General features: G+C 53.4%; 13 protein-coding genes. 9 read left to right on the top strand and 4 right to left on the bottom strand.

The features are described 5' to 3' along the window. Positions 1 to 2 precede the first annotated feature (2 nt). Positions 3 to 377 carry a phage holin family protein gene (locus LOK74_RS13975; RefSeq protein ID WP_230042644.1) on the bottom strand — a complete coding sequence of 125 codons (375 nt, stop codon included), beginning with the start codon at positions 375 to 377 and terminating at the stop codon, positions 3 to 5. A 173-nt stretch (positions 378 to 550) separates the two neighbouring features. Here LOK74_RS13975 and LOK74_RS13970 point away from each other — a divergent pair, with 173 nt between their 5' ends. The 4 genes from LOK74_RS13970 to LOK74_RS13955 all read left to right on the top strand — a co-directional run bounded on the left by LOK74_RS13970 (position 551) and on the right by LOK74_RS13955 (position 5,408). Beyond that, complete coding sequence (locus LOK74_RS13970; protein ID WP_230042643.1) at positions 551 to 2,908, top strand: endonuclease MutS2; 2,358 nt, start codon at positions 551 to 553, stop codon at positions 2,906 to 2,908. 70 nt (positions 2,909 to 2,978) lie between these two features. Next, positions 2,979 to 3,389, top strand: a complete 411-nt coding sequence (locus LOK74_RS13965; protein WP_230042642.1) for a DUF350 domain-containing protein — start codon at positions 2,979 to 2,981, stop codon at positions 3,387 to 3,389. A 22-nt stretch (positions 3,390 to 3,411) separates the two neighbouring features. Next, positions 3,412 to 3,732 carry a 2Fe-2S iron-sulfur cluster-binding protein gene (locus LOK74_RS13960; RefSeq protein ID WP_230042641.1) on the top strand — a complete coding sequence of 107 codons (321 nt, stop codon included), beginning with the start codon at positions 3,412 to 3,414 and terminating at the stop codon, positions 3,730 to 3,732. A 374-nt stretch (positions 3,733 to 4,106) separates the two neighbouring features. Beyond that, the gene (locus LOK74_RS13955; protein ID WP_230042640.1) at positions 4,107 to 5,408 is read left to right on the top strand and encodes a nucleotide sugar dehydrogenase; all 1,302 of its coding nucleotides are present in this window, start codon (positions 4,107 to 4,109) and stop codon (positions 5,406 to 5,408) included. Between the two features lie 57 nt (positions 5,409 to 5,465). On the opposite strand, the gene LOK74_RS13950 is transcribed toward LOK74_RS13955, so the two are convergent. From LOK74_RS13950 to LOK74_RS13940, 3 genes are all read right to left on the bottom strand, one after another. After that, positions 5,466 to 5,606, bottom strand: a complete 141-nt coding sequence (locus tag LOK74_RS13950; protein ID WP_230042639.1) for a hypothetical protein — start codon at positions 5,604 to 5,606, stop codon at positions 5,466 to 5,468. Positions 5,607 to 5,723: 117 nt separating this feature from the next. Then, entirely contained in the window at positions 5,724 to 6,902 is a 1,179-nt protein-coding gene (locus tag LOK74_RS13945) for a CapA family protein (RefSeq protein WP_230042638.1), read from the bottom strand. 208 nt (positions 6,903 to 7,110) lie between these two features. Next, a complete protein-coding gene (locus LOK74_RS13940) occupies positions 7,111 to 7,902 on the bottom strand; it encodes a DUF169 domain-containing protein (RefSeq protein ID WP_230042637.1) in 792 nt (263 codons plus the stop codon). Between the two features lie 831 nt (positions 7,903 to 8,733). Between LOK74_RS13940 and LOK74_RS13935 the strand changes: the two genes are divergently transcribed. From LOK74_RS13935 to LOK74_RS13915, 5 genes are read left to right on the top strand one after another with little or no spacing between them, the layout of a single operon-like run. Beyond that, on the top strand, positions 8,734 to 9,561 hold the full coding sequence (locus LOK74_RS13935; RefSeq protein WP_230042636.1) for an electron transfer flavoprotein subunit beta/FixA family protein: 828 nt from the start codon (positions 8,734 to 8,736) through the stop codon (positions 9,559 to 9,561). Further along, positions 9,561 to 10,592: an electron transfer flavoprotein subunit alpha/FixB family protein gene (locus LOK74_RS13930; protein WP_230042635.1), complete on the top strand. Its 1,032-nt coding sequence runs from the start codon at positions 9,561 to 9,563 to the stop codon at positions 10,590 to 10,592. The genes LOK74_RS13935 and LOK74_RS13930 overlap by 1 nt, the downstream gene beginning before the upstream one ends. Beyond that, positions 10,576 to 11,871 carry an FAD-dependent oxidoreductase gene (locus LOK74_RS13925; RefSeq protein ID WP_230042634.1) on the top strand — a complete coding sequence of 432 codons (1,296 nt, stop codon included), beginning with the start codon at positions 10,576 to 10,578 and terminating at the stop codon, positions 11,869 to 11,871. The genes LOK74_RS13930 and LOK74_RS13925 overlap by 17 nt, the downstream gene beginning before the upstream one ends. Next, positions 11,871 to 12,167: a ferredoxin family protein gene (locus tag LOK74_RS13920; protein ID WP_230042633.1), complete on the top strand. Its 297-nt coding sequence runs from the start codon at positions 11,871 to 11,873 to the stop codon at positions 12,165 to 12,167. The genes LOK74_RS13925 and LOK74_RS13920 overlap by 1 nt, the downstream gene beginning before the upstream one ends. A 3-nt stretch (positions 12,168 to 12,170) precedes the next feature. Beyond that, positions 12,171 to 12,344, top strand: coding sequence for a hypothetical protein (locus LOK74_RS13915; protein ID WP_230042632.1), 174 nt, complete (start codon positions 12,171 to 12,173; stop codon positions 12,342 to 12,344). Positions 12,345 to 12,407 lie beyond the last annotated feature (63 nt).

Raw genomic sequence — 12,407 nt, 5'->3', positions numbered from 1 at the left:
GATTAGGTCTCCTGCTTTCTGCCGGCGTCACCGTCACGCAGATTGAGATGCGTCTTGATCGGAATAAACAAGTCGATGATACCGATGACAAGAGCGGCCAACAAGGCACCGAGGATTGTAACGCGAAATCCGGCAACGACAAACTGCGTGAAGTATATCACGACCGCACTGACCAGAAATCCGATGATCCCTCGATTATACGGTGAGATCCGGTCGCCGAACATCGCTTCGATACCCCAGCCGATGGCTGCGATGACGACGGCTGCAAACAGGGCAGTCCAAAAGCTGTTGACGCTGAACCCGGGTACCAAAAAGCCAACGAACAACAAGACAATCGCTGCAACGATAAAGCGAACCACGTGACGTAAGATCGTCATGTTACCCCTCCATTTTTGATGCGTTCCTTTCCTTTTTCAGTATGAACATCCGGGGGCAAAACTATGTAACGGGCGAGGCGCTGATTGTCTAACGACAGATCGGCTGCCCGTCCTTAGCAGTTCTTTTTCCGGCGTGGTATAATCAGAGAATGAACGATTTGAGGAGGGCCTACGTGGAGCAGCGGGTTTTAAATACGTTGGAATACGATAAAGTAATCGCTATGCTAGTGGACAAGGCGAGCTCGACGCTTGGCAAAGAGCGGGCACAGGAGCTGGTCCCGTTTACAACGATAGAGGAAGTACAAGATGCGCAACAGGCGACGGAAGAGGCCAGCCTGGTGCTTCGCCTCAAGGGAAGCGTACCGTTGGGCGGGATACGTGACATCCGCCAATCTCTCCAGCGGGCGAGGCTGAGAGCGATGCTGTCGCCGGCTGATCTGCTGGATATTGCCAGTACGATCTACGCTGGCAGACGGCTGAAAACGTTTCTGCTCAATCTGGCCGAAGAGCAGGAACTGCCGATGTTGACAGGATGGGCAGAACAGATCGAAGGACTGCGTGATCTGGAAGAGGAGATCAAGCGATGTGTGGACGATCATGGTGACGTGGTTGATAGTGCCAGTGTGGAGCTTCGCCGTATCCGTCAGGAGATTCGCGGTCTGGAATCGCGCATACGTGACCGGCTGGAGCAGATGACACGCTCGTCCAGTTATCAGAAGATGTTAATGGAAAACATCATTACCATCCGCGGAGATCGTTATGTCATTCCTGTCAAGCAGGAGTATCGTCACGTGTTTGGCGGCATCGTTCATGATCAGTCCGCATCCGGAGCAACCCTGTTTATCGAACCGGAAGTCGTCGTCACGATGAATAATAAACTGCGTGAAACCCGTTTGAAAGAGGAACGGGAAGTGGAGCGGATTCTGATTCAGTTGACCGAGCAAGTGTCGGAAGTGGTCGAATCGCTGCAGATCAATATAGAGATGCTGGGTGAACTGGACTTTGCATTTGCGAAAGCGCAGTTTGGTACGAGCCTGAAAGCGACGATCCCCCGACTGAACGATAACGGGATCATTCGTTTTCGAAAAGCGCGGCATCCGCTGATCTCTGCAGAGGAAGTGGTGCCGATCGACGTGGAGTTGGGACGACAGTACAGAGCAATCGTGATTACCGGTCCCAACACGGGAGGAAAGACCGTTTCGATCAAGACAATCGGTCTGCTCTCCCTGATGGCTATGGCTGGCCTGCCTATCCCTGTGGAAGAAGAAAGCGAGGCAGCGGTCTTTTCGTCTGTATTTGCCGACATTGGCGATGAGCAGTCGATCGAACAGAGTTTGTCCACCTTTTCCAGTCATATGACCAACATTATCCACATTCTCAAGTCGATGGATGAGCGGAGTCTGGTCATCTTTGACGAATTGGGGGCAGGTACCGATCCGACAGAAGGGGCCGCACTGGCGATGGCCATTCTCGATCACGTCGTGGAGCGTGGCGCTCGCCTGCTGGCGACCACACACTACAGTGAACTGAAGGCGTACGCCTATGATCGCGAAGAGGTGATCAACGCCAGCGTCGAGTTTGACGTGCAGACGCTTCGGCCCACTTACCGGCTGTTGGTCGGGGTGCCGGGACGTTCCAATGCATTTGCCATCGCCAGACGCCTCGGTCTCTCAGAGCGGATCATCGAAGAAGCCCGCCGTACGATCAGCGAAGAAGAGAGTCAGGTGGAGACGATGATTGCTTCGTTGGAGCGGAATGCGCGGACGGCTGAACAGGAGCGGCAGCAGGCGGAAGCACTCCGGGCGGAAGCCGAACAACTGCGCCGCCAGCTGGAGGAGGAGCGCAACCGTTTTGCCGAAGAGAAGAACCGCCTCCTGGAGAAGGCCGAAGAAGAGGCGCGAATTGCAGTGCAGCTGGCCAAGGAGGAAGCTGACACCATCATTCGCGAACTGCGCGAACTGCGGGCAGAAGGGGCGGAAATCAAGGAACACCGGTTGATTGAGGCCAAGAAACGGCTGGGTGAAGCCGTCATGGAGCTAGAGAAAGAAAAGGTGAAACAACAGCGTCCCAAGGCGGTGCGAGCAGCACAGCCGAAGGTAGGTGACGAAGTGATGGTGCACAGCTTCGGCCAACGCGGCACAGTATTGGAAAAAGCATCAGATGACGAGTATCTGGTGCAGATCGGGATCATGAAGATGAAAGTAAAGCAAAGTGATCTCAGTGTGCACAAGGAGGCGAAGGCTCAACCCGCTGCTCAATACACGGCGGTTAAATCTAGAAAAGGCAGCGTCAAGATGGAACTTGATCTGCGCGGCTGCCGTGTAGAGGAAGGTCTGCAGGAAGTGGATCGTTATCTGGACGAGGTTCTGCTCGCCGGTTTGCACTCTGTCTCGATCATTCACGGTCACGGTACGGGTGCACTTCGTAAGGCTGTGCACGATTTTCTGCGCGGTCACCGCAGCGTCAAGTCGTTTCGCCTAGGCGGCCAGGGGGAAGGCGGGGTTGGCGCGACCATTGTGGAACTGAGGTAACGAACCAAGTTCTCACACAGATGGCCGAGGCCGTCTGACTGGATCGGATCGGCCGCACAGGGGGGGGAGTATGGAAAACTTGTTAAGCAATCCGTATTTTGCGACTGCCGCTTACTATGCCGTGACGGGACTGGGGATGATCCTGTTTCTGATCGTGTTTGAACTGGTGACACGGTATCGGGTATGGGAGGAGATGAAAAAAGGAAATATTGCTGTGGCAATGGCTACAGGTGGCAAGGTGTTCGGGGTTGCCAACATTTTCCGTTTCTCGATCGAGCAGCATGACAGCATCGGGCAGGCACTGATCTGGGGCTCGTTTGGTTATTTGCTGTTGCTGATCAGCTATTTCATCTTTGAGTTCATGACCCCCAGCTTTCAGGTGGATGTGGAAATCGAGCGGGGCAATCGCGCCGTAGGTTTTTTGGCCATGGTCATATCAGTCGGCTTTTCGTATGTGATCGGGGCCAGTTTGACACTGTGATCAATCTGAGGGAGGGTCATACATGTCAGTCGAACGGTCAGCGGACCGGATCACCGTTACCATCATTCAACATGGCGTCCGCCATCAATTGCATGTGAAGCGGGGAGATAATCTGTTGATGGCGATGGTAAGAGCGAAGTTTCCGGTGGAGTATATGTGCACGACGGGAAAATGTACCACCTGCAGGATGCTGATGGAGGTACCGCCCGAATCAGCGGCCCCAGCCAGTGAGACAGAGCGTTACCGGCTGGGCGCACCCGCCGTAGAACAGGGGTATCGGCTGGCCTGTCAGTTGTACGTTGAGGGGCCGCTGACTGTCTGTCTGCCAGATCAGCCGAATTGATCGTGCTGTCGTCTGATTTGCCTGCCAATCAAGTACGACGCCAGGACCTGACACCGTACTGTTTGCATGCTCTGATACTTTCTGCTCTATCCATTTGTTCGAAACACAGGTATAATAACGTCTGGTTGCAAAGCGTAGTATGGGGAAGCGCGTTTTGCACTGAAGGAGGATTCACCTTGGAGACACTGTACAAGGTGCTGCTCGTTGTCTGTCTGTTATTTTTGATCGCAGGCGTGATTTACGTAACCTATTACCTGCCGTAGATTCCCTCCTCACTGACTGGATAAGTCTATCCACGAGGAGTCCAGACTGCAGCATCGCTCTGCAGATGACAGCGAGTTGCCGAAAAGACAGGGGAAAAGAGGAGATTTGTGATGACAACGGATCCCGTCCGCGTAGCGGTTGTCGGACTTGGTTTTGTCGGATTGCCGCTCGCACTCACCTATGCGATGAAAGGAGCGACCGTAATCGGCGTTGATGCGTTGCCGAGCGTGGTCGAGGAAATAAACGCGGGGCGTTCCCATCATTTGGAGGCGTACGAGGGGAAGACGCTGCCGGAGATTTTGCGCGAACAGCTGGCCGCCGGTCGGTTTTACGCGACCAGTTCCTATGAGGAAGCGGCAGCCTCTGTGGATCATTATATCGTAACCGTTGGACTGCCCGTACATAACGGCGATCCAGACCTCGGACCGCTGAAGAGCTGTGCCCATACGCTGGGCAGTGTCATAAAGCAGGGAGATACCGTGATGCTTCGCAGTACAGTGGTACCGGGTACGACAGAAGAAGTGGTTCTGCCGATATTGGAACAAGTGAGTGGGCTTGTTGCAGGAAAAGATTTCTATTTGACCTACTGTTCAGAACGAATTGCCGAAGGGCGCGCATTTGAAGAGTTTATACACATGCCGCTTGTGCTTGGCGGTGTCAACCAGGAGAGCGCGGACAAAGGGAAGGAACTGCTCGCCTTTATCAGCGAGGCGGATGTGACCATATCCGACATCCGCGTCGTGGAGACCGCAAAAGTGATCGAAAATATCCAACGCGACGTCAACATTGCGATGGTGCAAGAGTTTGCCCGTTTCGCAGAGGCGTATCAGATCGACACGTTTGAACTGATCAAAGTGGCCAACACCCACAAACGGGTCCAACTGCTCACGCCGGGACCAGGAGTGGGCGGCTACTGTCTGCCCAACGCGCTCTACTACCTGCTGCCAAAAGCAAAGGAACTGGGCGTTCCGATCACGCTGCTGCAAAATGCTCGTCAGATCAATGACAGTGTGCCAAAGGTTTTGGTCGAGATGCTGGAAAGAGAACTGCGCGCGGTGAACAAAAACCTGGCAGGCGGTCGAATTGCCATATTAGGTCTTGCGATGAAAGACTTCTCCAACGACGACCGAGTAAGCCCTGTCCACGATTTGATCAGCCTGCTGCAGGCGGCCGGAGCGGAAGTTGTTTCCTACGACCCAGCCGTTCCTAGTCGGTATGAGCATAAACGGGACACGCTGGAAGAGGCGGTACGTGGTGCCGATGCACTCATGCTGACTGCTGTCCAGCAGGCGTTCGTCGAGATCGACTGGAAGATCCTTGCCCGGGAAATGGCATCTGAGCCCATTTTGTTCGACACCAAAAACCGCATTCCACGGGAGTTGGACAAAGAGATACGGGTCGTGCGGGTATAGTGAAGAAGACGAACCAATCTTATGAAGCGGCTGTGCCCTCGAGGCGCAGCTGTTTTGTTACTTTTGATCCCGCTCTTTCTTTCGTCCTTGGCCATTCTGCTGATTGCCGGGAAAAACGACCCTTTCCCATTTGGTAAGAAAGTAACAGACTAGCAGTGTGATCAGTACAACGGCCAGTGTGAGCAGCAATTCATGCATATAGCAGCCCTCCTTTTCTGTTTGTGTCTGTTCATACGAATGAAAAGTGCGGGGGTTTCTTGCGAAGGAGAGGTTTCTAGAAAACAAAAAAGCAGCCCCTGTGAAGAGCCGCATACATCATTCTGTCTGCTTTGCAGGGGCTGTCTGGATTCTGCCATTTTCGTCGATTCGTACATTGACGGAGATCGACTCCACTCGGCCGCGTAGTTTCGCACCATCTTGCTCCAGTAGCGGAACGGCTCGGCCAAGTTCTGTGTAGTACGGCAGCATGGTTAGTTCACAGGCGGCTTCCTTGGTGCATTCCGCCTGAAGAATCATCGTTTCCCATGTTTTGGGTTGGGTGGAGCGGGTGAAGATAAAGTTACCCAGGCTGTAAGCGATCCAGCCGTTTTGATACCGTTCAAATCCTTGCAGCACATGGGGGTGACCGCCAATCACCAGATCAGCTCCTGCTTCAATATAGGCATGGGCCAATGTTTTCTGATGGTCGACGGGGTAATCTACCTTCTCTTCTCCCCAGTGGGCAATCACCACGACAAGGTCTGCGTTTTCCTCTGCGAGCCGGATCGCCGCTACCGCTTTTTTTGGATCATAGCTGGCAGCCACCCCTGGTTTTTCCTTTCCGGCGTACCAGCTAACATGTGGAACCACCCGACTAAACCCCAGGAACGCCATGTTGATACCGTTTCGTTCAACATAAACAGGGGCGTAGGCGCGGCGCTCGTCCACTCCTGCACCAACGTACTCAATCCCATTTTCACGCAGTACCTGGAAGGTATCCAACAAGCCGCTTTCTCCCTGATCCAGGGAATGGTTATTGGCCAGGTTGACCAGATCCACTCCAGCTTCTTTTAACGGCGGAACCGCGTCCGGTGATGATTTGTACACGTACGCTTTATCGGCTGCAGGTGTGCCTTGTCTGGTTACAGGCGTTTCCAGATTGGCGATCGTGTAATCATCTTGCTGAAACATATCGCTTACATAGGTATACGGATAGCTGTACCCTTTCTCATGAAGCAGCGTTTCTACACGTCCGGCCATCATCACGTCGCCCACAAACGTGAGCACAACGGTCTCGTCAACAGGGGCGCTCCTGCGAGGCTCTTGCTCTTGCGCGCTCTTCCCGCCGGTTGGAGGGGGGCTGCCCGTGGTGTTGGTTACGATGTCAGCGCTCAAAAACAAGTAAATGACACCTGTGATGATGAGCATTGTCAGGAATACCGTCAACATGGTGAAGCGGCGGCGTCTGGCTTGCCGACGTTCCGTTTTGATCCGGTTGGTTCTGGATTGATACATGTTTCTCCCTCTGGTTCTTCCTACGCGGACTGGAGATCGACGATCCCTTTAGTACCGGGGAAGAAAGTCATTTACGTCCAGCATAACAGAAGCAGGGAGTAGAGAAAACATCAATAAGACCCATCCTGACGCATGTTTCCCTTCTCATGCATCTCTCCATATTTGATTGAATCTCGGTCCTCTGTCAGCAAAGGATGGGATGACTCGATTACTCGTCTGCTGCCGGCATGTTTTCAGCAAACTGTTGGTTTAAGCGTTGATAGCTCTCAGGAAACTCTGCCTGATAACGGAGAAAAGCGGGGATTGGATAGCGGATGCCCCCTTTGTGAGTGCCTTCCAGGCCAACGATTAACTCCTCCGCATCGGCAAACCGGAAGCTAAACGCCATCTCGGTGTCCTGCGTCTGGGCAAACAGGCGATCGCCATAGCAGGGGAGAATCACTTGTGGCTCTCCGGTTTGCAGGGTCTTAATCGCGATGTCGGCGCAGTCGGCGCGGGAGGAGAAGCTGGACGTAATAGAGCCGCCTCGCCTGTAGAGCATACCGGCTACCAGCCGCATCACCTGTGCTGCGTTGCCGTAGATGACGACGACGTCTGGCTCAAATGGTGCCCGATTGAGCGGAAAGGAGACATAATATCCACTATCTTCTGCAGCTAACTTGGGTACATCTTGTTCTGTCCGTCTGGCAGCGTCAAGTGTTTCCGTGTACATGCCGCAGGCCAGATGCCCCTCGCTGTAGTAGGGGAGGGCAGGCTGGTAGCCAAAGGCCACTTGGGCGATCGGACAGGAGAGATCTTCACCGTTCATCGCGATCGACCATCCGTAGCGGCGAGAAAAGCCCACAGCCTGACAGATCGTGATCTCGTAACCGAAGTCGCGCTTTGGACGTTTCGCCTTTGTCGGCAGAGCGCTTTTCTCCTTGACGATTTTGATGCCTACCGGGAACATATCTGGCCGGATGTGTTTCATCAACGATTCATCAAGTTGTTGGGGTTTCATGGGATACCTCCCTCTCATTTTTTACACGTGATTTGCGGCAGGCTGAGACATCGTGAACTGGTAAATCACAGTGCAACGGAGAGTAGCTCTTTTCCTCCAGTCGCGCCGTTGCCAACCTGCGAGGATGCGGGACTGTCCGCTGCGCCAGTCCGAAGCGGGCGGTCGCAAAAGTGGTCATCGCTACGAGGTATCTCAGGGTTGCGCCCGAAAGCCGCCGCTTGCGTACCGGTTCCGCTCGGTTGGTTGGCAAAAGTTGCTCCTTCCGGAAAAGAGCTACTCTCCGCCTGTACTGAGGATTTGTCTACAGATTTATAAAATAGTTAGACTATTTTATAAATTTGCACTTGAACAAAAAAACTTTTTTCTTTATAGTATATTACAAAAATGGACAGTCTGCCCATCCGATTTATCCAGAAGGAATATGTCCCTGTCGACTAACTTCCACAAGTTAAACTGTAACCGATGCCATAGTAAGCTGAACAACTCATTCCCAGTGCTTCTGTGTCCTTCCGGCAGTTTGCTCTCCACCACTTATCCAACAAGACTCCCAACGTGCGTTAGCGCGGTGCGACCACACACCATCATCTTGCCATCTCTCACAAACAAGGGGAGACGCCCCTCACGATGTTAGAACATTCGCAATTCCCTTTACATAGTGTATCACAGAAATCATTCCAGTCTCTCCAGAGGAATCGCTGCAGCATCCAACAATAATCGTCATAGGGAGAGTGCAGAGGCAATAGAGTGAAAGTAATGAATGGCATGTTATGAGACAAGGTTTTGCCTCAAGAAAACCGCGTCTTATCATTGCTGTGAAGGAGTGATCGTGAAATGTTGCACATTGTGGCCTGTATCAAACAGGTGCCGGACACGAAAGTGATCAAGATGAATCCCAAAACCAACACCATGGATCGGTCCAGTGCACCGGCGATATTAAATCCCTATGACGCGCATGCGGTGGAGGAAGCGGTACGTCTCAAGCAGCGCTACGGGGGGAGCGTGTCTGTGTTGACGATGGGCCCCCCGCCGGCAGTAAAAGCGATACGCAAGTGTGTGGAGATCGGTGCTGATGAGGGATACATGATCAGTGACCGCGCGTTTGCCGGGGCGGATACCCTGGCGACCAGCTACGCCCTGACCAAGGCCCTGCAAAAGATAGAAAAGATTCAGCCGATCGATCTGATCATCTGCGGCAAAATGACGATCGATGGTGATACCGGACAAGTCGGCCCGGGGATTGCCAGACGATTGGACATCCCCCCGCTGACCAATGTCAAGAAAGTGGTTGAAGTGAACAAGGAAAAGGGGTACGCCTTGATTCACCGCAAGCTGGAAGATGGATACGAGGTGGTTCAGTCATCGCTTCCGTGTCTGTTTTCCGTGGAAAAAGAGATTAACGAAGTACCGTATGCTCCACTGCCCAACATGCTCAAAGCCGCTCGTTATCAGCCAATCATCTGGTCGGTGGACGATCTGGATGATGTCGACCGCACCCAACTCGGCTTGAAGGGCTCTCCGACGATCGTGGCCAAAGTATGGCCGCCGGAAAAACCGAAAGGGGGAGAGATGTTGGAGGGCAGTCCGGCAGAACAGGTGGACCGGCTGATGGAAGTCCTGCTTGCCAAAAAAGAGTTGTTCCGTGTGAAGGAGGTGCGCTGATGAACCTTGAAGAATACCGCGGTGTCTGGGTATTTCTCGAGCACAAGGAAGGATCGATCGTACCCGTCTCGCTTGAGCTGTTAGGAGCGGGGCGAGCGCTGGCCGACAAGCGCGGGGTGCCGCTGGCCGGCCTGTTGATCGGCGACCAAGTCAGGCCCCTGGCGCAGACGGCGATCCAGTACGGTGCTGACATCGTCTACGTGTATGATGACCCTATTTTTCACGACTACCGTACGGAGTCGTACATGAAAGCAGTAATCGCCTGCTGTGAAAAGCACAAACCAGAAATTTTCCTCTATGGAGCAACGTCGACCGGCAAAGATTTGGCCAGTGCGGTGGCCACCGATTTGGCTACCGGTTTAACCGCTGATACCACCATGCTGGACGTAGATGTTGATACAGGTCTGCTGCAGGCTAGCCGTCCGGCGTTTGGCGGCAACATCATGGCCACGATCCTCTGCAAGAAACACCGTCCACAGATGGCAACGGTCCGTCCAAAGGTGATGAAGGCTTTGGACCCCGACCAGTCGCGAAGCGGAGAAATAGTGGAAGAACATGCGACGATGAGGGAAGAAGATCTGCGCACCAAGGTGCTCAAGATCGTTCGCGAAGCCAAAAACACCATCCGGATCGATGAAGCGGACGTGATTGTCGCCGGTGGAAAAGGACTGGGCAGTAAAGAGGGCTTTCAGTTGATTCACCGGTTTGCGGAGACGATCGGAGCGTCGGTTGGCGCCAGCCGCGATGCCGTGGAGGCAGGCTGGATCGATCATCCGCATCAGGTGGGGCAGACAGGTGTGACCGTCACTCCCAAGATTTACTTTGCGATTGGCATCTCCGGAGCGATCCAGCATCTGGTCGGCATGCAAAATGCAGGACTGATCATTGCGATCAACAAAGATCCCCATGCAGCCATCTTTCAGCACTGCCACTATGGGATTGTCGGCGATGCGTTTGAGATTGTGCCCATGTTGATGGAAGCATTTCCAAAAGCCGTACTTGGAGAGGTGCAATATGGCGGAAAAGTTTGATGTGATTGTAGTAGGGGCGGGGCCAGCTGGGACCTCCTGTGCCTATACATTGGCCAAAGCGGGCGTCAATGTGCTGATGATCGAGCGGGGGGAGTATCCCGGTTCCAAAAACGTGATGGGCGGGGTCTTGTACCGCAAGATGATGGAGGATTTGATCCCCGAGTTTTACAAGGAGGCTCCTGTCGAACGACCGATTGTGGAGCAGCGGTTTATGATGCTGGACCAAGAATCGGCGCTGACGTTCGGTTACAAAGGGCTGGAGTGGGGGAGAGAGCCATACAACAACTTTACGGTACTCAGAGCCAAGTTTGACCAATGGTTCGCCGATAAAGCGGTAGAGGCTGGGGCTCTGCTGATCAATGAGACGGTTGTGCTGGAGTGTATCGTCGAAGGCGGCAAGGTAGTTGGGGTGCGAACCGACCGACCGGATGGCGATGTCTATGCCGACGTGGTCGTCCTCGCCGATGGGGTTAATTCCCTGCTGGCCAAATCGTTGGGCTTCCACAAGGAGTTCCGCCCTGACGAAGTGGCTCTGGCCGTGATGGAAGTACTAAAACTGGACAAAAAGATCATCGAGGACCGCTTTAACCTGGAAGCCAATCAGGGCTGTACGATCGAGATTTTTGGTGACGCGACCAAAGGGATTCTGGGCACCGCTTGGCTCTATACCAATAAGGAAAGTCTCAACATCGGCGTCGGCACGATGCTGTCAGGGCTGATCAAGCACAAGCTGAAACCGTATGAGCTGCTGGAATACGTCAAACAGCATCCGATGATTCGCCCCTATATCCAGGGGAGCGAACAGCAAGAATACCTGGCCCACCTGATCCCCGAGGGCGGGTACCGCTCGATGCCCCGGATTGTGGGTGACGGAGTGTTGGTGACAGGAGATGCCGCACAGCTGGTCAATGCGATTCACCGCGAAGGTTCCAACATGGCGATGACGTCGGGTGTGTTGGCAGCAGAAGCGATTATGGCAGCGAGAGAAGCGGACGATTTTACGGAGAAAACGTTGGACAGCTATCGCGTCAAGCTGATGAACAGCTTTGTCGGCCATGATCTGCAGAAATACAAAGATGCTACCCACCACTTTGAAAAGTATCCGCATTATTTCGAACAGTACATCCCGCTGATGAACCGTGCAGCCAGCCAGATGTTTACGGTGGACGGCACGCCAAAGCGGGAGAAACAGAAAAAAATCTGGCGTGATCTCGGCTCCACCGGGCAAAAGTTCAAGATCGCCCGCGACTTGTACAACGCATGGAAGGTGATGAAGTGATGAGTGATCAACCGAAGGGACAATCGATTGAAGAGAAGCAGTACCTCGTCCGGTTTAAGGCGGACACCCGCTCCCACCTCCACGTGCTCGATTACGATATTTGTGCCACCAAGTGTCCCGACAAAATCTGTACGATTTTCTGTCCGGCGGAAGTCTACAAATGGGAGGACGTCCGCATGCATGTCGGTTACGAGGGATGTCATGAGTGCGGCAGCTGCCGGATCGGATGCCCGCACCAAAATATCAAGTGGGAGTACCCTAAAGGTGGTCACGGGATCATCTTTAGGCTGGCTTAGGTTATGTTGGCTGCCATGTTTGCCGTGGGTGACTATGTCAAGTTTGCACGGGATGGTGCAGTAGGACTGGTCATCACCATTCGTGAGGATCGCTGTCAGGTGATGTGGGAAGACCACTTTGTCAGTTGGGAAAAAGTCGAATTGCTGCAGAAAGTAGAAGCAGATGCAAAAGGGTAAAAAGATAGACAAAAGCTCCAGGTTCCCGGAGCTTTTTTTATTTGGAAAAAAATTTTCTCAAAA

The sequence above is a fragment of the Brevibacillus humidisoli genome, from assembly GCF_020923435.1.
In the GTDB taxonomy this organism is placed as follows: domain Bacteria; phylum Bacillota; class Bacilli; order Brevibacillales; family Brevibacillaceae; genus Brevibacillus_E; species Brevibacillus_E humidisoli.
Note: the sequence above shows the minus strand (reverse complement) of the source record. Positions and strands in the feature narration are given on the sequence as shown.